The 20708-nt window shown below is 31.5% G+C and carries 19 protein-coding genes; 16 read left to right on the forward strand and 3 right to left on the reverse strand.

The features are described 5' to 3' along the window. The 6 genes from DER71_RS05925 to DER71_RS05950 all read left to right on the forward strand — a co-directional run. On the forward strand, nucleotides 1-468 hold a 468-nt coding region (locus tag DER71_RS05925; RefSeq protein WP_158531793.1), incomplete at its 5' end, for a hypothetical protein. Nucleotides 469-472: 4 nt separating this feature from the next. Then, nucleotides 473-931 (forward strand): hypothetical protein, encoded by a 459-nt coding sequence (locus DER71_RS05930; RefSeq protein ID WP_089716662.1) that lies wholly within the window; start codon nucleotides 473-475, stop codon nucleotides 929-931. 34 nt (nucleotides 932-965) lie between these two features. After that, nucleotides 966-2822 (forward strand): type II secretion system protein GspD, encoded by a 1857-nt coding sequence (locus DER71_RS05935; protein ID WP_114474412.1) that lies wholly within the window; start codon nucleotides 966-968, stop codon nucleotides 2820-2822. Nucleotides 2823-3029: 207 nt separating this feature from the next. Further along, nucleotides 3030-5078 (forward strand): methyl-accepting chemotaxis protein, encoded by a 2049-nt coding sequence (locus DER71_RS05940; RefSeq protein WP_114458147.1) that lies wholly within the window; start codon nucleotides 3030-3032, stop codon nucleotides 5076-5078. 374 nt (nucleotides 5079-5452) lie between these two features. Continuing rightward, complete coding sequence (locus DER71_RS05945) at nucleotides 5453-5701, forward strand: DUF6290 family protein (RefSeq protein WP_114458146.1); 249 nt, start codon at nucleotides 5453-5455, stop codon at nucleotides 5699-5701. Beyond that, nucleotides 5682-6206 carry a type II toxin-antitoxin system VapC family toxin gene (locus DER71_RS05950; RefSeq protein WP_199505642.1) on the forward strand — a complete coding sequence of 175 codons (525 nt, stop codon included), beginning with the start codon at nucleotides 5682-5684 and terminating at the stop codon, nucleotides 6204-6206. Before DER71_RS05945 ends, DER71_RS05950 begins: the two co-directional genes overlap by 20 nt. Before the next feature lie 127 nt (nucleotides 6207-6333). Here DER71_RS05950 and DER71_RS05955 read toward each other — a convergent pair whose 3' ends face one another. Then, nucleotides 6334-8337 (reverse strand): methyl-accepting chemotaxis protein, encoded by a 2004-nt coding sequence (locus tag DER71_RS05955; protein ID WP_233487018.1) that lies wholly within the window; start codon nucleotides 8335-8337, stop codon nucleotides 6334-6336. A gap of 173 nt (nucleotides 8338-8510) precedes the next feature. Next, complete coding sequence (locus DER71_RS05960) at nucleotides 8511-9020, reverse strand: permease (protein WP_114458145.1); 510 nt, start codon at nucleotides 9018-9020, stop codon at nucleotides 8511-8513. Nucleotides 9021-9204: 184 nt separating this feature from the next. Between DER71_RS05960 and DER71_RS05965 the strand changes: the two genes are divergently transcribed. Beyond that, nucleotides 9205-9639, forward strand: coding sequence for a MarR family winged helix-turn-helix transcriptional regulator (locus DER71_RS05965; protein ID WP_114458144.1), 435 nt, complete (start codon nucleotides 9205-9207; stop codon nucleotides 9637-9639). 185 nt (nucleotides 9640-9824) lie between these two features. Next, the gene (locus DER71_RS05970; RefSeq protein WP_114458143.1) at nucleotides 9825-11210 is read left to right on the forward strand and encodes a tol-pal system YbgF family protein; all 1386 of its coding nucleotides are present in this window, start codon (nucleotides 9825-9827) and stop codon (nucleotides 11208-11210) included. 115 nt (nucleotides 11211-11325) lie between these two features. Here the strand turns inward: DER71_RS05970 and DER71_RS05975 are convergent, their stop codons facing one another. Then, nucleotides 11326-12084: a glutaminyl-peptide cyclotransferase gene (locus DER71_RS05975; RefSeq protein ID WP_114458142.1), complete on the reverse strand. Its 759-nt coding sequence runs from the start codon at nucleotides 12082-12084 to the stop codon at nucleotides 11326-11328. A gap of 284 nt (nucleotides 12085-12368) precedes the next feature. On the opposite strand from DER71_RS05975, the gene DER71_RS05980 reads away from it, so the two are divergent. The 8 genes from DER71_RS05980 to DER71_RS06015 all read left to right on the forward strand — a co-directional run bounded on the left by DER71_RS05980 (nucleotide 12369) and on the right by DER71_RS06015 (nucleotide 20700). Continuing rightward, complete coding sequence (locus DER71_RS05980) at nucleotides 12369-14390, forward strand: methyl-accepting chemotaxis protein (protein ID WP_114458141.1); 2022 nt, start codon at nucleotides 12369-12371, stop codon at nucleotides 14388-14390. 233 nt (nucleotides 14391-14623) lie between these two features. After that, nucleotides 14624-14911: a DUF6470 family protein gene (locus tag DER71_RS05985; RefSeq protein ID WP_233487017.1), complete on the forward strand. Its 288-nt coding sequence runs from the start codon at nucleotides 14624-14626 to the stop codon at nucleotides 14909-14911. Nucleotides 14912-14929: 18 nt separating this feature from the next. After that, entirely contained in the window at nucleotides 14930-15376 is a 447-nt protein-coding gene (fliW, locus tag DER71_RS05990; protein ID WP_114458140.1) for a flagellar assembly protein FliW, read from the forward strand. Next, entirely contained in the window at nucleotides 15376-15603 is a 228-nt protein-coding gene (gene csrA, locus DER71_RS05995; RefSeq protein ID WP_114458139.1) for a carbon storage regulator CsrA, read from the forward strand. The genes fliW and csrA overlap by 1 nt, the downstream gene beginning before the upstream one ends. Before the next feature lie 66 nt (nucleotides 15604-15669). Beyond that, complete coding sequence (gene fliS / locus DER71_RS06000; RefSeq protein ID WP_114458138.1) at nucleotides 15670-16077, forward strand: flagellar export chaperone FliS; 408 nt, start codon at nucleotides 15670-15672, stop codon at nucleotides 16075-16077. Between the two features lie 2 nt (nucleotides 16078-16079). Continuing rightward, complete coding sequence (locus DER71_RS06005; protein WP_114458137.1) at nucleotides 16080-16451, forward strand: hypothetical protein; 372 nt, start codon at nucleotides 16080-16082, stop codon at nucleotides 16449-16451. 233 nt (nucleotides 16452-16684) lie between these two features. Further along, complete coding sequence (locus DER71_RS06010) at nucleotides 16685-18646, forward strand: chemotaxis protein CheA (protein WP_114458136.1); 1962 nt, start codon at nucleotides 16685-16687, stop codon at nucleotides 18644-18646. A gap of 65 nt (nucleotides 18647-18711) precedes the next feature. Further along, the gene (locus DER71_RS06015; protein ID WP_114474413.1) at nucleotides 18712-20700 is read left to right on the forward strand and encodes a methyl-accepting chemotaxis protein; all 1989 of its coding nucleotides are present in this window, start codon (nucleotides 18712-18714) and stop codon (nucleotides 20698-20700) included. Nucleotides 20701-20708: the final 8 nt, after the last annotated feature.

The following is a 20708-nucleotide window of genomic DNA, read 5'->3' on the forward strand; positions in this document are numbered from 1 at the left end:
GTTTTAAATGCTTTTATTGTTGTGTTTAGAAGACTTATTTTAGTATTTGAAACATGTAAATTGGAAAATATTATATGCTTTTTGTGTTACAATCAAATTAATAGTTTAGAAAAAGAATTGGTTGAATTAAAAAAAGAAAGAGAAGAACGATTAGAAACAGTGGTTAGAGACGCTGAAGAGATTTTAGCTGCTGTTGATTATTTTGCCAGGGAAAGTAATGTTGATATCAGAAGTTATCAAAAAAGAAATACAGATAATGGTTATCCCTTTACTTTTGAAATTCAGGGTGGATATTTTGAATTACTATCCTTTCTTCAAATGCTAGATAACTGGGATTATAGATTAGTTGTAGAAAATTTGACTGCCAGTAATGTTCAGCAGCAGGAAAATTTAATTTCTTTAAATTTAAATTTATTTTATCATCAGTCAGATGAGTTAAGAGAGTTTATAGAAAATTCAGCGGGGTGATTTAATGAAGATTTTCAAATTATTATCTATCGTTATTTTAATATTAATGATTAATAGTACAGCTTCTGCTTTAGATCTTGATGTGGAAAGTGATTTAAACGAATTTGCAGCTGCAAATAAACTAAGTAGTACTCAAATTAAAAATTTAAAAAACCCATTTTTTATAGAAATAGAAACTGATGAAATTTCAGATGAAATTGCGACAGAGGAAAATTATCTCACAGAAGAATTTACTGCTGTTGAGGAGAGTAATCAAGTAGAAGAGACAGTTTCAGAACCAGAGATAGTAATTGATGGAGTAATAAAAGCTGCTAATTCTAGAATGGCTTTAATTGTAAGTTATAACCAGGATAAACATCTTCTTAAAATTGGAGATATGATGAATGGCTATAGACTATCTTCTTATCAAAATGGAGAAGCAGTATTTATAAAAAATGGCAGTTCCATTAGAGTTAAATATTAAAAAATTTGAGGCATATTGATTGGAGGCAAAGTAAATGATAAAAATAAAGAAGATTTCTTTTATTATTTTAATATTGGTTATATCTTTAACAGCAGCAGCATCAGCAGGACCACAGGACAAAATAGAAGATATGAATTTCAGAAATGCTGATATTGTTGATGTGTTGAGAGCTATTGCAGAAGTGGCAGATGTTAACTTAATAACTGACAGCCAGGTTGGTGGTAATATTACTGTTCATTTACAGGATATTACTTTTGAAAAATCTTTAGATTTGATAACTAAAACAAGAGGATTAGATTATAAATGGGACAATAACACTGTAGTAGTTGCTCAGCCTGAAAAAATCGATCAAATCTATTCTAATTTAGTTACAGAGTTTGTTAAAGTTAACTCAAGTGACTTTGAGAATATAGGAATTATTGTTAAAGAAATATTTCCTGAAACATTAATTTCGATGGACATATCAAGAAGGCAGTTTATTATTAAAGGAGAGAGTAATCGAGTAGAAGAAATTAAAGAGATGATTAATAGGCTTGATTCTGCTAAAGTACTAAAAGGGAGTAGTGGAACAGATTTTGAAAATAGGGAAAGTGAAGAAACTAAACTATATAGTGAAAGTTACACTGTTTTAAATGCAGATTTAGCTGATTTAGAATCAAAATTACGTATAGTTAATTCAAACTTAAATTTTCAGGTTAACCCTTTAACAGAAACTATAACGATAAGTGGAGAAGAAGAATCAGTTAAGAGTATTTTATCAATGGCTAAAACTTATGATCAGAGTTTGGAGCCTGAAACTCGTAAAATGAGAGTTGACTATATAGATACTGCACAAATAACTGAAATAATAAATAAATTTTATCCAGACATTCAACTTCATGTTAATGCTAAAAGAAAAGAAATTATTATTAATGGGGCAAAAAATAAGCTTGACGGAGTATCAGAGTTAATTAAAGAGATAAATACGCCGCAATATCAGGTTATTATTGAGACCAGGGTAGAAGAAATCTCCTCAGATTTAACTAGAGAAATTGGAATGAAATATTCTGATTCAATGGATGTAGGGATTGGTGATATTATAATTGAAAGAAATACAGATCTTGATAAAATAGAAGATTTAACTTATAAATGGCCTGAAATTTTTAAATTGTTAGACACATCTTCTGACTCTAAAACTTTAGCCAGACCTAGCTTAATGACTTTAAATGGCGAAGAGGCTAATTTATCAATAACTGACAAAGAACCATATGCAGTTCAAGAAGAAGATGATGATGGGGATATTACAACTACCTGGGAACATGTTGAAGCAGGAGTTAAATTAACTTTTACTCCCTGGATTACAGAAAATGATGAAATTGAACTTAAAATTGCACCAGAAGTGAGCAGCTTTTATGAAATTAATCCAGATAGATATTCAAATATAGATACTACACCACCTCCAGCTACTAAAACCAGGAGTGTAGAAACTACTTTGCGTTTAAATAATAATGAAACATTTGTAATAGGTGGCTTAATTCAGACTGATGGAGAAGGAAAAATTACTAAAATACCTCTTTTGGGTGATTTACCTATCTTTGGTGAACTTTTTAAATCTCGCTCAAAAAGTGAATCGACTAATGAGTTATTGATTTTTGTAACTCCAAGAATTATTAAATATGGAGAAGAAATTGAAAATCAGGATTATATCAGAGATGACAATGTAGAAGTAGATTCTGATACTGAAAATTCTTCAGCAGAAAAAACTAAAGCAGAAATAATAAATGAGTATTTACAGGAAAGCGGTAAAAAAAGAAAAGAATTATTAGACAGTCTAAGAAAAAATAATGATAAAAAAGAAAAAGAATTTGAAGGTCTAACTCCTGAAGAACTAGAATCTATATTAGCAAATTAAGATTAAAAATGTGATAAATGTAATTAAAGCTTGGCTTTTAAGCTGGACTTTTTTTGTTAATTTATTATCAATTCAATTTTCAGCTTTATAAATCCTCAATAATTTCTAACATCTAAAATTTTGAGTACTTAATGTTTTTGTGTTACAATTATCATAATACTAATTTACTTAAGAAAAAGCAGTCATAAAAAGAGAGGGAGCATTCTTGTGGATATACTAAAAAAGAGTTTATTTGCTAAATTGATGGTTTTTTTAATTTTGGCTGGGATTATTATATTTGGAATACAAATTTATATCAGCAGTAATTATTATAGAGATAATATGAGAAGTGAGTCCGAAAAATATTTAAAAGAGAAATTGAGAGCGGAATCAGGTTATTTAAACAATGAGTTCACAAGAAGTCAGACTGGCTCAGAAAATATTGCGTCTTTGGTTGCTAATGATGTGAGCCATAATGAGGATCTTCTGTTTAATTATTTTGAAGATGTAATGCAGAATAATTCAATGATTGTTGGTGGTGGAGTATGGATGGAGCCAGGGAAATATATAGAAGGGCAGAAGTATTATGGTCCTTTTTTATATTTAGAGAATAACTCTATTCAGGTCTCCTGGGAATATAGTAATCAAGATGGAAACTATTTTCAGTATGACTGGTATCAAGATGGTCTAGGTCAAGAATCAGTCTGGTCTGAACCATATACTGATCCAATCTCAGGTGTACCAATGATCACTGTGTCTTCTCCTATTAGAAGAAATAATAAAGCAATTGGAGTTGTTACCTTAGATATAGGTTTAGCTAGGATGGAAGAGTATGTTGGCGGACTTGAAATAGGTAAAAACGGCCAGGCTTTTGTAATTAGTGATCAGGGAAATTTTATTGTTAACCAGAATTTAGAAAATGCAATGGAAACTAAAATAACTGATTCTGAAAGTTCATTATCAGGAATTGGAAATCAGATTATAAATGCTGATCAACCGGGTTTAACTAGAACAGTGATTAATGGTGAAGATTATTTGTTATCTTATCAGGAAGTTGGAAATAGTGGATTAAAACTAGTTTTAACACTGCCTGAATCAGAACTTGGAATTACTCAAAATGTAATTAATACCTCAGTTATTTCTGCAGCTGCAATGCTGGCTTTTTTACTAATCATTTATCTGCTTATTAAAAAGTTAGTGCTCAAATATCTAAGAATGGCAGTTGAACATGCAGAAAGTGTGGCTGCCGGAAATTTAATGGCTGAACTTCCAGCTGACTTTGTGAACAGAGAAGATGAATTTGGTCGTTTAGGATCTTCACTAAAAAATATGACTGATAATTTACAACAAATTCTTTCTCAAATTCAGTCGATGGCTCAGCAGGTTGCTGCTTATAGTGAGGAATTGTCAGCTTCTGGAGATGAGGTTGGTACATCTGCTGAAGAAGTAGGAATAGCTATTCAGAATGTTGCTGATGGAGCTGAAGAGCAGTCAATTAAGTTGGAATCTACAGCTGAAAATATAAATAATTTAAGTTCTAAAGTTCAGACAGTAGAAAAACAAGCTCAAGATATGAATCAGGTTTCCAGTGAAGTATTAAAAAAGGTTAAGAGTGGACAAAAATCGATTAATGAATCTATTGAACAAATTTCTAAAGTTGAAAAAGATACTAAAGAAGTTAGTGATGTAATTGAAAGATTAGGTCAGCGATCGGAAGAAATTGGTAAAATCGTTGAACTTATTAATAGTGTTTCCAGTCAAACTAACCTGCTTGCTTTAAATGCAGCCATTGAGGCGGCAAGAGCCGGGGAAGCCGGCAGAGGTTTTTCTGTAGTTGCAGATGAAATTAGAGAATTAGCTGAAGAATCTTCCCAAGCTACTGAAAATATAGCTGAGTTAATTAGTGCTATTCAAAAGGATGTTAATTTAGCTGTTGATCAGATGAATCAAAATACTGACCGGGTTAATCAAAGTTCTGCTAAGATTAATGAAAATGGCGAAATATTTGATAGGATCAGTGAAGAAATTGATAAATTAATTAATATTATCTTTAGTAGTGTGGAAAATATAAACCAGGCTGCTGAGACAAGTCAGGAAATTGAATCTGAAGTAGATGAAGTTAATAGAATTAGTCAGGATTTTGCCGGTAATGCGGAGGAAGTTGCTGCTTCTAGTGAAGAACAGATTGCTTCAACTGAAGAAATAGTATCTTCAGCTAAAAAATTAACAGAGATGGCAGAAGATCTGGCTGAAATATCAAATAAGTTTAAAATTTAAATAGGCATAGAGTAGTTAAATTAAATATAAGGTTGAGATTTATAATAATATATTATTTTTCTGGACTTTCCCCATTTTTTATATACTGCTGCAAAAAGGGGAGATGCAGGAATATTGAAATTTTTAGTCAATGAATCTTAACGAAATGAAGGAAGAAATAGGGTTGAACTGCAGGATGGAGTGAGCTAATCATGAGTCAGGAGGACTCATTGATTAGTGTGCCCTATTTCACACCCGAATTGAGTTTTAGATAAATCTAAAAATTTCGTTGATGACTAAAGCCCCCCTTTTGCAGCTTGAAAATAAATTTTGGGGAAACTCCTAATTATTTTTACATTGACATTAATAATAAAATGTAATACAGAGGTGGTATCATGATTAGTGTAAGATTATCTAAAGAACTTGAGGAAAAAATCAATAATTTATCCGAACAAAAAAATGTAACTAAGTCTGATATTATAAAAGAAGCTCTCGAAAAATATATTGAAGAACAAGAGAAACAAACTAAACCATATGAATTAGGTGTTGAACTTTTTGGAAAACATGGAAGTGGTAAAGGGAATTTATCTAAAACATATAAAAAGAAAGTGAGGGAAAAAATTAATGAAAAGCACCCTCATTGATGCAGGACCACTTATTGCTTTATTTGATAAAGATGATAAATATCATGAAAAAATAAAAGAATTTTTAAAGGAGTATCACGGTAGATTATATACATCTTGGCCTGTAATAACAGAAGTATTGCATATGTTAGATTTTAATGTTGAGGTACAAATTGATTTTTTAAAATGGATAAGAAAGGGTGCATTAAATGCTGTATCCCTAACTAAAGAAAGTATTACTAGAATTATTAATTTATCTAGAAAATATTTGGACGTACCTATGGATTTTTCGGATGCTACTCTTATTGTAATATCAGAAACTAAAAATATAAAAGAAATAATATCTATAGATGCAGATTTATATAATTTTTATATATATATATATATAGAAATGTTAGAAATGAATATTTGCAAAATGTGTTCAAATATCAATAAAAATTTACGATTATTTAGGGGGCTATATAGATACAACAAATATCCAGACACGTCGGAATTCCAAGTAATGTTACATGGTATTGCTAATTAGTAGATTGTGAAGCAAAAAACCTTCTGATTAATTAATCAGAAGGTTTTTTCTCTATTGAGTTTGTATTATTTAAATCATCAGCCCTATATGTCGTGAGGGCAATAAAATAAGGGAGATTGTTCCCTGATTAATCTATATCAAATTTTTTAATTATTTCTTCAAGATTTTCAGCTTTATTTGATAATTCATCTGCAATTGAAGACATTTCTTCAACAGTAGCGTTTTGTTCTTCACTGGCTGCTGCCACTTCTTCAGCAGATGCAGAAGTTTCTTCGGATACTCCAGCAATATTTTGAGCTTCTTCTGATATTCCAGAACTTAGCTTATTTGTTTTCTTGAATTCTTCTACAGAATTTGCCATTCCCTGATTTATTTTTTCTAAAGTTTTTCTAATATCCTTAAATGTTTTATTAGATTCATTTACAAGTTTTTCTCCACTTAGAATTTCATCTTCACTTCTATTCATTTCTTCTCCAACTTTATCGGTTGTTTTGGAAACTTCATCGATTAAGTCTTTGATTTTATCAGCAGAAGCAGAAGATTCTTCAGCTAATTCCCTAATTTCGTCAGCAACAACACTAAATCCCCTACCAGCTTCACCAGCTCTTGCTGCTTCAATAGCTGCATTTAATGCTAATAAATTAGTCTGGTCTGCTATATTGTTTATTAAATCAATAATGCTTTTTATTTCTTCGGAAATAGATTGTAATTCAGCAATATCTGTAGAAACAGTTCTCATAGCTTCAACTATATTTTCCATTTGTTGATTTAAATTATCCATCTTCTGAGAACCTTCATTAGTAACAACATTCATATCATCAGTATAATTTTGTACTTTTTGATTGTTTTGATTTAAATTGTTTAAGCTATCAACTAATTTTTGAATGTTTAAAGATACATTTTCTACACTTTTAGCCTGACTATCTGCTCCTGTTGCAACTTCCTGGATAGACATAGCAACTTGTTCTGATGTATTTCCTACTTCTTTTGAACTAACATCTAAAGTTTTAGATGTTTCAGTAACATCTTCTGAAGTGTTTTTAATATTTTGTACTAAATGCTTTAAGTCCTTTACCATTAAATTAAATGAATTACCTAAACTTCCAAGTTCATCTTTTCTGTTCACTTCTACACTAGCATTTAAATTTCCTTTAGCAACCTTATCCATTTCTTCTGAGTATTTTAAAATAGGTTTTATTACCTGTTTTGAAATGTATAAAATTATAGCTCCTAATAAAACAATTAATACTATAATGGATAAAATTGTAGTTGTTTTTAATATTTTTTGATTTGCTTGATAAGCTTCTTCAGTTGGTATTTGAGCAAAAACAGTTCCTCCAATTTCTTCAATCGGTAAATATGAGGCTAACATTTTTTTATTCTCATTTTGATATTCAAATACCGTATTATTTGAATTTAAAAGATCTTTTAAATTAAACCAGTTGCTAACATTGAAATTATTTTCTATAAGGTTTTGATTCGGATGTGCTAAAAGCTGGCCCTCTTTATTTACAAGAAAAGTATTTCCTGTTTCTCCCACTTTTGTTTCATTAATTAAAGTGCTTATTTGTTTTAATGAAATATCTCCACCGATAACACCAGATATTTGTCCTTTATCATTAACTACTTTTTTAGTAATAGTAATAATTAATTCACCTGTTGCTGCATCTGTATAAGTATCTGTCCAAATAGATGAATTTGAGTTTAAAGCATCTTTATACCAACCTCTATTTCTTGGATCAAAATCATCTCCAAGATCAGCATTTGGATAAGTTAATAATTCCCCATTTTTAGTTCCCATATAAATTAAATTAAATTGAGAATATTCTTTCCCAATATTAGTTAATGTTTTTTTAATTTCAGGTTTGTTCAAATTTTTAAAATTTGTTTCTTCTGCTGTATAATTTACAATTTTTTTACTTTCTTCTAAAAAAGCATTAATTTGTGATTGAACTGCTTTTGTTATATTTTTATTTCTCTGTTTAGCCAAAAGTGTAATTTCTTCTTTTACTACAGAATTAATAAAATAACCTAATGTTGTCAAACCAATTATCATAATTAATGCAACAATAACTATAATTTTTAAATTAAGTTTTTCGTTGATTTTTAAATTTTTAATAATATTATTCACATCATACCTCCTTTCTCCATTTTGATAAATTAATAACTCAATTGGTAATGGATGTTATTATATCATTTATTTTTTGTCTGGTCAATTGATTTTAGCAAAAAAAGGAGGTCCCTCTTTTGCTGCTATAAAGATAATTTTGGGGAAACCCCTTTTTTATGTAAAGATAGTAATTTTTAAACAAATAATAAAACTGCTAATCCTGCTAAAATAGGTACTGGAATTGCTAAAAGCAATCTAAGACCTACAATTTTAGGGCCAAAAAATATTAAGCCATAAGCAACCCTTCCAATTCCAATAGCACCATATCCCATTAACATTGCCATTACTACACTTATATGAGCCCCTTTATCATAAAGAGATTTAATGATAGGGTAAACAGCATAAGGGCCACCTTGTAGTAGACCGGCTAAAAGCCCACCTGCAGTAATACCCTTTAGACCTGAGCCTTCCCCTAAGAGATCACTAACCTTTTCTTCAGGAATTAGTAATCCAATAGCCTGCGAAATTAATAAAGCAGCTATAATTAAAGTCAGTAAGCTGGTAAAGGTTTGAAAAGAATTGATAACCCCTTTTTTTGCTACATTAGGTTTAACTATAAATAAATATGCATATAAAATAGCTGCACCTAATATAATAATCCTTTGTCCCCAACTTTTGCCAATGATAAAATTTATAATATCCATGATTTTCCTCCCTGTTTTGTTTTTTTTAATTATCTTTACCTATGTAAAATATTTCATTAGAAGATTTATATTAGTTTGACATTAAAGCAATTATAACAAATATAGTTTATAATTGCAACTATATATGCTGTGTGTTAAAATTATTATAGAAGATAAATTAAGGGTAAGAAAAGGGGGGTTATAAATGGAAGATTCTCTGGTAAGATATATTACTACAATTTCAAAATATATAAATTATTATATTAATAAGAAAGCAAATGAATTTAATTTAAATATAAAACAGGTGCATATTTTAAGAATTCTTTATAATAATGAAGGAATTAATCAGGAAGAACTGTCAGATATTTTTAAAACAGATAAAGTAACTATTTCCAAACTTTTAAGCGGACTAGTAAAAGAAGGGTATGTAGAAAAAAAGAAAAATGAAGCAGACAAACGTGTTAAAAATTTATATGTTACTAAAAAAGGAAAAAATATAAAAAAGGAAATAAATGATATATTGAAAAGTACTACAGAAATATTATCTTCTGGTTTTACAGAAAAGGAAAATGCTGTTATCAGGAAGCTGCTAAATCAAATGCTAGAAAATATTTATGAAGAAATAAATTTAGAAATATAATAAATGATATTGCCTAACACAGTGTCAGTGTTCCTGTATATACTAAAAACTGGCTTATTCTTGTGCAACATGATCTCTGTTATGTTTTTTAAAATACAGCTAAATGCTGCTTCATTATTTCTATTTAATTTGCTGGTATAATATGATAAGATTAGAATAATAATAAAAATCTGTGGGGTATTTAAATGGATAGATCAAGAAAAAGTAGACAGCATTATCAGAGAACAATGAATTTAATGATGGATAATAATATAACAGAAGCAATAAGTGAACTTAAATTATCACTGAAGTTTAACCCTCGTCATACTGCTTCACTTAATATGCTTGGATTCTGCTATTATCTTAAATGTCGTTTTGACAGAGCAGAAGAAATTTGGGAAAAAAGCCTTTCCATTAAACAAAATTATAATGAAGCAGAAGAATACTTGAACCTGCTTAAAAATGAAAAGTTTTCTAAAATGAGAAAAAAATATAAAGAGATGCTCTTCAGTGATGATAATAAAACCGGCAGAAAAATAAAATTTTTAAAAAAAGTTATAAAAGAATATGGTGATCTAATTGAGCCATATATTATTCTTGGCCTGACCTATATGCAGAAAAAACGTTTTAAAAAAGCACTCCAGTATTTTAACCAGGCATATGAAAAAGATAAAGGTAGTGCAAACATACAGAAATATATTATTGAAGCAGAAAATAAACTGTCACAAAGAAAGAAGATTCCGCCCAGAGTTTTAATTCCTGCTGCAGCAGTAATTATGGTGCTTATATTAGGTTTTACTTTCAATTCGCTGTTGGGAAATTTTGGTCGACCGCTTCCAGCAGGTGAAGAAAGCCAGCAGATGGCTGAAGTTAAAAACATGTCTGGAGAAAGCACTGATTTAGCAGCAGAAAATGTTAAAAAAACTGCTGATAGAAGGGTAAATACAGCAGATAATAATGATAATGATGTAGATTTAAATCAGGTTAGTAGGCAGAATAAAAAGAAATATGATCTTATGGATATCAAGTTTGCTGAAGATATTTTTGCAGGAATTGATTTTAGAAAATTTATAAATAATAGAGATAATAAACTTCGGCCGAATCAGTATAAAATAAGTGTGGAAAATCAGCAGGGAAAATCCCCCTCAAAAAATGTGGGATCAGAAATTGAAGAAAGAAATACAGATAAAAATAATGACAGTACAGTAATAGGAGAGCTAAGTGATCAGCAGCTTTTTAACCTTGCTGTAGATGTTTTTGAAAAAGGTAATTACAGCAGGTCACTTCCCCTTTTTGAAAAATTATATACTGAAGGGAAAAGGAATTATTTAATTAGAGAAGCTCTTTTCTTTCTTGCCAGAAACTATGAACGGCTTGGCGCTTATAAAAAAGCCAAAAATTATTATTACAGTTATATAAATACCTATCAGAAAAGCAATTATTATGATGAGGCACTCTATAATTTAGGTCTGCTTCTTTATGAAAATAATCAAGTTGAAGAGAGCCGGCAAATTATGAAAAAAATTGTGGAAGAAGTTCCCGACAGCCTCTATAATAATTCGCGAGTAAAAGCAATATTGGAAAATAATTAGAAAAACTTTATGAATCAGCCTTTTTATAGTTTAAATAATTAGATAAAATAACGATACTAGTTGAAAAAATGGTGGAAAAGAGGCAGAAAAAAATCAATTTCGGAGAAACTCCAATCTATTCAACAATTTTAATTTCAAATATATGCGGCCAGAGTTTACCTGTTACAAATAACCTGCCGGTATCTTCATCATATGCAATACCATTTAAAACATTTATCTCATGTAAATAATTATCCGGATTAATAATACCTGACAGATTTATCATAGAATTTATTTCTCCACTTTCAGGATTGATCCGTAAAATATAATCTTCAAACCAGATATTGGCAAAAATCTCACCATTTATATATTCCAGTTCATTTATATTAGAAATTTTTTCTCCATATGCTGCCACCTCTATTGTTCTGAGTACAGAAAAATTATCCGGATTTCTGTAATATATTTTATTACTTCCATTGCTCATTATCAGGTGCTGGCTGTCATTTGTCAGCCCCCACCCTTCACCTTTATAACTGAACTCTTTTAGCAAATTAAAATTCAGGTCATAAACATAAGCAGTTTTTGCCTTCCATGTTAGCTGATATATTTTATCATTCAGGATAGTTATACCTTCTCCAAAGTGATTGCCGGGCAGTTTTTTGATTTTTAATATTTCACCAGTATTTAAATTGATCTTTTTTAGTGATGACTTATCATACAGCCCGGTACTTTCATATAGGAATCCATTAAAAAACTCCAGCCCTTGAGTAAAAGCAGTGCTGTCATGTGGATAGGTATTAATAATTTTATAGCTGTAAGATTTAATTTTAGCAGATACAGCAGAAGGGGCGGCAAAAATAGTAATAATTATAAGTAATAATATCGTTTTTTTCATTAATATCTCCTTTCTTTTCCCTATTATAATTCTTCAGAAAAGTTTGAGGACCTGCAAATATATTATTTTTCAAAAAAGATTTTGGTTAAAATAGAATGAATTTTTGAGGCTGAAGTTCTTAATTGAATGAGAGATTATTTAATGGCTGATAAAGATATTTAACTTTTAGAATAATACTTACGATAATAATTATATAAGAGATTTGAGAAGAGGCTGCAGCAAAATGATTTTATGTAAATATGTGCAAAAATTTTAAATAAAAGAGGGAGAGGATCTTTCATAAAATGAAATTACTAAAATTCAAGTCTATCAGAGCAAAGTTTTTAATACCTACACTTATTGTTCTGATAGCAGGGATGGTAATAATAGGATACATAGGCTATGATACACAGAGAAATTATATAATGAATCAGACTGAAGAAACAGCAACATCTAAGATGGAAGAAATAAAAACTATTATTGATGACAGGAAAGAAAATGCCCAGCTTACAGAAGAAGCAATAGATAAACATCTTATCACAATAGCCAGAATGGTAGATCAGTTTTTGTCAACAACATCTGAACCAATGATTCAGGGGAAGATAAATGCACTGATGGAGGAGCTGAATGTGGCAGAAATACATGTAACAGATGCAGATGGAGTAATAAAGTGGTCCAGTGTAAGAGATTTTATTGGCTTTGATTTTAAGGAAACAGAACAGACACGCCCATTTTTGAAAGGGCTGGAAAATGAAGATTTTGAGCTGGCTCAGGCACCTCAACAGAGGGGGACAGATAAAGAATTATTTAAATACATAGGGGTTGGAAGAACAGATAAACCGGGAATTGTACAGATTGGTGTACAGCCGGCAGAACTGCAGGAAATTTTAGCAAAAATAGATATCACCCGCACTGCAGAGATAACCAAATATGGCCGAAATGGTTATGTTTATATAATAGATCAGAATGGAAAAATAATAAGTCATCCAGACAGCAGCTTGATAGGCAGCAGTATTACAGATTACAGCTGGGGAAATACAATTTTAAATACGCAGGAAGGTAGTGATATTATCAATCTGGAGGGAAAAGAACTTCTCCAGCATTATATGCCTTATAATGATTATATTATAGTTACAGCACTGCCGACTTCAGAATATCAGTCAGCACTTGATACATACAGAAATAAAATATTGATTACTATATTAATTGCAATTATTATAGCTACAATTGTAGTCTTTATGGTAACCTCATCTGTAGTAAAGCCTCTTAAAAATGCTATCAGTTTTGCAGAAGAAATAGCAGATGGGAATCTTTCTGTAGCAGAGCTGAAAGTAAAAACTAAAGATGAAGTGGGAAAACTGTCAGAAGCCCTTAACAATATGCTTAAAAGCTTAAAAAGCCTTGTCGGTCAGGTGATAGATATGTCAGGCAATCTGTCGGCTTCTAGTGAAGAACTGTCAGCATCAGGTGAAGAAGTAGCTGCATCTGCTGAACATGTAGGAACAGCAATCCAGGATGTGGCTTCAGGTGCTGAAGAACAGTCCGCACAGGCAGAGGAAACAAATGCTCTGCTTGATGAGCTGACAAAACAGATTAACATAGTCAACACTGCTTCTGAGGCAATGAATAGAAAAGCAGATGAAGTGATAGGAAATATAGAGATTGGTAATAAATCTATAGAAAATTCTGTAGCAGAAGTTAACAAACTTAAAGAAAATTCCAATAATGTATCTGATGCCATAGATTCTCTTGCTGAATCATCACAGAGAATTGGTGAGATAATAAAGTTGATTAAAGATATATCTGCTCAGACAAATTTGCTTGCTCTAAATGCAGCTATTGAAGCAGCAAGAGCAGGAGAAGCAGGCAGAGGATTTAGTGTTGTTGCAGATGAGATAAGAGAACTGGCTGAACAGTCTGGTGAGGCTACAGAAGAAATATCAGAACTGATTGGTGGGATTCAGAAAGATGTACAAGTATCAGTGAAAAATATGAAACAGACCGAAGAAGCTGTAGATACAAGTGTAAACTCAATAGAAGAAAGCGGAAAGTCTTTTGAAGATATAAGTCACGCAGCTTCTGTTTTAAATAATATTATAGAAAATATAATAAACCAAGCTGAAAAGATGGAGCTTAATAGTGATGAAGTAGCATCTGCAGTAAAACAGATTGCAGCAGTCAGCCAGACAGCGGCAAGTAATGCAGAAGAAGTTGCAGCAGCAAGCGAAGAACAGAGTGCCTCAACAGAAGAGATTGTAAATTCTGCTCAGGAACTTGCAGAAATGGCTCAGGAACTCTCAAATGCAGTAAATAAATTTAGAATTTAAAAGGAGGAATATATAAGGAGAAGCCAGGTTGAGATTTTTCTCGGTCTGGCTTTAACTTAAGATTGTTAAATTCTCTATATAAAAAATTATTATTCTAATATTAAATCTACAGCTAAAAAGAAGTATGTAGGCTTTAATTGAAGCTTGTTGGATTACATTGACTGTAGCAGTATTTAAAAACAGCCTTAAATTAACGATAATAATAATGATGACAGATTTAAGGGGGCGGTATTGTGATAGGAAGAGGAATAAACAACAATTTACTGAAAGTTTATGTTGATAACTATCCAGCTAGAAAAGATATCGGCTTCTATAATATTGCAGATATAGGTAAGGATATTGCTGAAAAAGGACAGCAGTCTGCATTTAAGGCAGCTTCCTTTTATGCAGAAACAGGTGATAAGCTGAGGGATTTTGAAAACTACAAAATTTCTGATCTTGCAGAAGAAATTATGTACACAGAGGAAAGAGAATTAACTTTAAAGTTCAAAAGAGGTCCAAATATAGATGTCAGAGCATAAATTAAAGGAGGGATTTAATTGGAAATTTTGAGCCGTGATTTTGGGAAAATTGAGATAGAAAGAGAAAATATACTGCACTTTAAAGAAGGTCTGCCGGGCTTTGAAGATTACAGAGAATTTGTGCTTCTTCCTTACAGTGAAGATTCACCTTTTATAATAATGCAGTCACTAAAAAAGGCAGATATTGCTTTTGTTACAGTAGAGCCGGGAAACTTTATCAATAATTATGAATTTGAGATAAGTGATAAAGCAGAAAAAGAATTGAAGATAAATGATATAGAAGACGTTTTGGTGCTGAATATAATAACATTGAAAGATAAGGTGGAGGAAATTACAGTTAATCTTTCTGCCCCACTGGTAATCAATATGTACGAAAAACTGGGAAAACAGATTATACTAAATAATCAAAAATATAAAGTTAAATATCCCCTTTTTTCTTCTGAAGAATTTGAGGTGGCAGAATAATGCTGGTGCTGTCGCGAAAATGCAACGAAAAAATAGTTATTGATGGTGAGATTGAGATAATTGTAGTTGGTATAGAAAATGGTAAGGTTCAAATTGGTATAGATGCCCCAAAGGAAGTGGAAATTTTAAGAAAAGAACTGATTGAAGAAGTAACAGAAGAAAATAAAGCAGCTGTTATGAAAAGTGAGGCTGCCGAAAAACTGGAAAAGTTTAAATTTAAAAAATAATTTTTGGCAAATTATTTCCAATTATGACATATTATATGTTAAAATAATATGATAAGGAGGATAATTATGAGAGGTAGAAATGCTGAACAGCAGTATAAGCAGATGCAGATTAAGACAGCAGGTCCAGGCAAGCTGCTTTTAATGCTCTATCAGGGAAGTATTAAGTTTATGAAAGTTGCAGTTAAAGAAATAGAGATGAATAATATTGAGGCAGCACATGAAAATATCATTAAAGCTCAGAACATTATTCTGGAATTAAAAGGAACTTTAAATAAAGAACAGGGTGGAGAAATTGCCAAAAATCTAGAAAGGCTGTATAATTTTATTTACCAGGAACTTCTCAGGGCAAATCTCCGTAAAGAAAAAGAACATATTGAAAATGTAATTCCACTGGTAGAAGAACTTTTTGAATCCTATCAGGAAATAGTCAGCAGGAAGAATCCAAAAAAACTTAAAGTAAATGTAGGTGGCTAATTATGGAGGATCTTCTCCAACTTTATGAGAAATTAAGTGATTTAATGAACAGAGAAAAAAAGCTTATTGAATCAGAAGAAATAGAAGCTCTTTCTAATAATTTAAAAGAAAAGGAAAAAATAATGAAAAAAATTGAGTCAGTTGATGTAGATGAATATTTTTCGGAACTGGAAGATGGAGATAAAAAAGCGAAATATCTTTACAGAAGGTTGGAAGAATTAAGGAGTGCTGAAGCAGAAAACATAGAAAAAATGCAGAACAGCCGCGGCAAAATAAAAGAAAAGCTGGTAAATCTCTACAGCAGAGAAAAAAGCATTAAAGGCTATAAAAAAAGAGGGAAATATGAAGCTAAATTCTTTGATGAGAAGAGTTGATTTTACGAAAGCGTAATGAAGTTGAAAAAATCTAAAACTAAAAATTATGTTTGTAATCAATTTAATGGTAGTAATATTATATTTGGAGTCAGCTTTAATCTGGCTGAACATCAGGTAGCAGATATTTTTGAGAGGATATAATTCATTCTGCAGATCTGGTATAAATGGCCGAGAAATTAAATCAACTGGTGAGTGATGTTCTTTAAGCACCTTAAGAATGGGAGGTAAATTAATTGCAGGACAATAATTATTTAGATCTATTTTTTGATGAGACAAAAGAATATATTGAAATACTCAATAATGGGATATTAACTTTAGAAAATAATCCTGATGATAAAGAGACAGTAGATGCTGTCTTTAGAGCAGCACATTCTCTTAAAGGCATGGCAGCAACTATGGGTTTTGAAAATCTTACAGAATTAACCCACAAAATGGAGAATATGCTGGACAGGGTTAGAGATGGGGAATTAAGTGTCACAACTGGTTTTATCGACCTCCTGCTGCAGGGACTGGATAATATCCAGTTTTTAGTTGAAAAAATCAGAGAAAATGAAGGAGAAGAACCGGCAGATATCGATATGGAAGGTTTTATAGAGGAAATATCCAATTTTACTTCAGATCAGAAAAATATCAGAAAAGAGGATAACTCTGAATCAGTTTCTGCCGGATTAACTGCAGAAGAAAAAAGAGATCTTCTTAAAAAGAAAAAAGAAAAAGAAAGAGTTTATCATTTAAGTGTAGAGGTTGATGATGCAGACTTTATAAGTGTGCGTGCTTTTATGGTTATCAAAAAAGTTGAAGAGATGGGAACACTTTTTAAATCAGATCCATCAAGAGATGAAATTGAAAACTCTCAATTTGAAGGTAATAAGTTAGATATTTACTTTTTAAGCTGGCTTCCGTCTGACGAAATAAAAGTGGAAATTAAAGATATCAGTAATATAAAAATACTGAATTTCAACGAATTGGAATCATCAGAACTAGAAAGTGATCAGGAAGAAAAAAAGGAAAGTCTGCATGCAGAACATAAAGTTAATTCTTTTCAATCCAGCTCGACAGTTAGAGTTGATATTTCTAAACTGGATACACTAATGAATATGGTGGGAGAACTTTTAATAAACAAAACCAGACTGCAGTCACTGGATATAGAAAGTGGTAAATTCAAGGAAATAATTCCCCAGTTGGACAGAGTAACTATGGAGCTGCACCATATTGTTATGCAGATAAGAATGGTTCCTGTTGGAGTTATGTTTAGCCGTTTTCCCCGCATGATTAGAGACCTTTCCCAAAAAATGGGCAAAGAAATTAATTTTATTATGGAAGGTCAGGAAACAGAGCTGGATAGATCAATTATTGATGAACTTTCTGATCCCCTTACACATCTGCTGAGAAATGCAATTGACCATGGAATTGAAACATCGGAAGAGAGAAAACAAAAGGGTAAAGCAGAAGAAGGGAAAATTGAACTTAAAGCATATCAAAAAGGCAGTGAAATCATGATAGAAGTTAAAGATGATGGAGCTGGAATAGATGCTGATAAAATAGGTGAAAAAGCTGTCGAGAGAGGTATAGTCTCTGAAGAAGAACTAGAGCAGATGGAGAAAAGAGATATACTGGATTTTATATTTCACCCAGGTTTCAGCACTGCTGAAGAAGTAACTGATGTTTCCGGGCGAGGAGTTGGAATGGATATTGTCCGAAATGTTGTTAAAAAACTGGATGGACAGATAAGTATAGATTCTCAATTAGGGAAAGGCAGCAGTTTTGTGATTTCTCTTCCACTCACCCTTGCTATAACTCAGGCATTGATGGTTAATATAACAGATGACATATTTGCCATACCTCTTAACTCGGTTAGTGAAACACTGATAATTAGTGAAGAAAACATTAAAAAAGTGAGGGGTAAAGATGTAATTGTACTGAGAGATAACACAATTCCTCTTGTGTCTGCAGATAAAATTCTGGGAAATGAAAACAGCAGTTATGTTTCAGACAGCAGAGATCTGTCTGTTGTTATACTTAAAAGTGGAGATAGAAGAATAGGACTTATTGTTGATGAACTGCTTAATCAGCAGGAAATTGTAATTAAGTCTCTGGGCAGTTATCTTCAGGATACCGAATATATTAGTGGAGCAACAATAATTGGAGATGGAGATGTAGCATTAATAATAGATGTACGGGATATAGTAGCATAATTATCAGTATAAATTACCTTATAACTTAAATAATAACAGACAAGTATATTTAAGGAGAGGAAAAAATGTTATTTAATTTGAAAGAAGTAGAGTTTAACAGTATTAGGACCAAAATAATTTTAATTGTGAGTATACTGATTCTTATTTTAATTACTGTTTCATCTGTTTTTACATATTTTCAATCACAAAATATACTTGAGGAAAGTATATATTCAGCAGCACTTGATAAAGCCCGCAACAACTCACAAATAATTGAAATGATGCTTAATATAAGTACTAATTCAATTAAAAATCTTGACCGCACCTGGTTTGATTCTCGAGCAGAGTGGGATTCAGAAATGATGAGGGAGTTTTATTTTATAAATCATAAAGAACTTTTTGTAAATGTTCAGGAAGAAAATCCATATATTTCGTCTATATTTATAACCGATAATACAGGAACAGTGCAGACAACTCTTTCTGAAGAGATATTTGATATTTCAGAGTATCTTTCATTTAAGAAAGTATCTGAGTTAGGAGAAATGGTAATTTCCAATCCTGTTAAAGAACCGGGAAGTTCTAAAGATGTGATATTAATCCTTGACCCAGTTATGATAAATGGTGAGTTAAAAGTAGTTTTTGGTGGGACACTACCACTTGAAGAATTTGCTGCTGTTGCTGAAAATATGAAAATTAGGGGCAGTGGACACGGTTTTATATTTAATTCTGAAGGATATGTTATTGCTCATCAGGATGAAAAATATATTGGCAATAAAATGCTGCTGGATGAAGGTGGAGAAGATATAGAACTTTTATTTAATGAAATGTTTTCAGGACAAAGCAAAATAGATTTTTATGAACTTATGGGAGGAACAAGTGGAGTTGTTTTTTCTCCAATAAAGTCTGCTGACTGGTCTCTAGGGATAATGGCCAGAAACTCAGAAGTCATGGCACCTATTAGAACACTTAGATACATAAGTCTTGGAGTGGCGCTGCTTGCAGTCTTAATAGGTATAGCTGTTTCTTACTACATTGCTAAATATATTTCAGAACCTATACTATCTCTGAGAGATTCTGCCAATATTATTGCAGAAGGAGATTTGACCGAAAGAGTGGAGCTTGATAATGATGACGAAATAGGTGATCTAGCAGATTCGTTTAATAAAATGGTGGAAAGTTTAAAAGATTTAATTTCAAATATTTCTAATTCTGCAGAAAAAACAGGACAGACGAGCAGGAGTTTGCTGTCTAATGCTGAAGAAACATCTAAGTTAAATGATAATGTGGCTTCATCGGTTGAAGAGTTTTCTGCTTCTATAGAAGAAGTAGCAGCATCAGCTGAAGAATTTGCAGCTACAACTGAATCAATTAACAAAAATGTCCAGGAAATAACCTCCAGTACTGATGAAGTAAATAACCTGTCTGAAAAAGGTGTTAAAATGATGCAGAAAACTGAGAAAGAAATGGAAGATACACTTACTGCTTCTTCTGAATCTATAAAAACTATTAATAAATTAAATGATGCGGCAGAAGAAATTGACAGTATTGTTAATATGATTTCTGGAATAGCAGAACAGACAAATTTACTGGCTTTAAATGCAGCCATTGAGGCCGCAAGAGCCGGGGATGCAGGTAGAGGTTTTGCAGTAGTTGCAGATGAGATTAGAGAACTGGCAGAAGAGACTAAAAATTCAACAGAACAGATTAGAGGATTAATAGAGAACCTTCAGGATGAAACACAGTCAGCTGTAATAGCTATAAATAGCAGTAATGAGCAGATGGAACAGGGAGCTGACTCAGTTGCTGAAACTGCAGAAACTTTTAATGAAATAACAGATAGAATTAAGTCTGTGGCAGCTGGTATTAAAGATACTGCTTCAGGAATTAATGATCTTTCAAAAGGAAGTAAAGATATTTCTCGAGTAACAGAGGAACAGGCAGTAAATAGTGATCAAATAGCTGAAGCAGCACAAAAACAAAGCAAATCTGTAGAGGGCTTAAAAGAAGAAGTTGATAATCTAAAAAATATGACAGTAGAGCTGGAAGAATTGGTTGCAAAATTTAAAATTACATAAAAATGTGG

It is taken from the genome of Halanaerobium sp. DL-01, from assembly GCF_003338615.1.
Classification (GTDB): domain Bacteria; phylum Bacillota; class Halanaerobiia; order Halanaerobiales; family Halanaerobiaceae; genus QPJE01.

Bases quoted from the DNA above. Each gene is read 5' to 3' on its own strand.
- DER71_RS05930 (WP_089716662.1), top strand. From the start codon at position 473: ATGAAGATTTTCAAATTATTATCTATCGTTATTTTAATATTAATGATT.
- DER71_RS05935 (WP_114474412.1), top strand. From the start codon at position 966: ATGATAAAAATAAAGAAGATTTCTTTTATTATTTTAATATTGGTTATA.
- DER71_RS05945 (WP_114458146.1), top strand. From the start codon at position 5,453: ATGATTAGTGTAAGATTATCTAAAGAACTTGAGGAAAAAATCAATAAT.
- DER71_RS05950 (WP_199505642.1), top strand. From the start codon at position 5,682: ATGAAAAGCACCCTCATTGATGCAGGACCACTTATTGCTTTATTTGAT.
- DER71_RS05960 (WP_114458145.1), bottom strand. From the start codon at position 9,020: ATGGATATTATAAATTTTATCATTGGCAAAAGTTGGGGACAAAGGATT.
- DER71_RS05965 (WP_114458144.1), top strand. From the start codon at position 9,205: ATGGAAGATTCTCTGGTAAGATATATTACTACAATTTCAAAATATATA.
- DER71_RS05970 (WP_114458143.1), top strand. From the start codon at position 9,825: ATGGATAGATCAAGAAAAAGTAGACAGCATTATCAGAGAACAATGAAT.
- DER71_RS05975 (WP_114458142.1), bottom strand. From the start codon at position 12,084: ATGAAAAAAACGATATTATTACTTATAATTATTACTATTTTTGCCGCC.
- DER71_RS05980 (WP_114458141.1), top strand. From the start codon at position 12,369: ATGAAATTACTAAAATTCAAGTCTATCAGAGCAAAGTTTTTAATACCT.
- csrA (WP_114458139.1), top strand. From the start codon at position 15,376: ATGCTGGTGCTGTCGCGAAAATGCAACGAAAAAATAGTTATTGATGGT.
- fliS (WP_114458138.1), top strand. From the start codon at position 15,670: ATGAGAGGTAGAAATGCTGAACAGCAGTATAAGCAGATGCAGATTAAG.
- DER71_RS06005 (WP_114458137.1), top strand. From the start codon at position 16,080: ATGGAGGATCTTCTCCAACTTTATGAGAAATTAAGTGATTTAATGAAC.
- DER71_RS06015 (WP_114474413.1), top strand. From the start codon at position 18,712: ATGTTATTTAATTTGAAAGAAGTAGAGTTTAACAGTATTAGGACCAAA.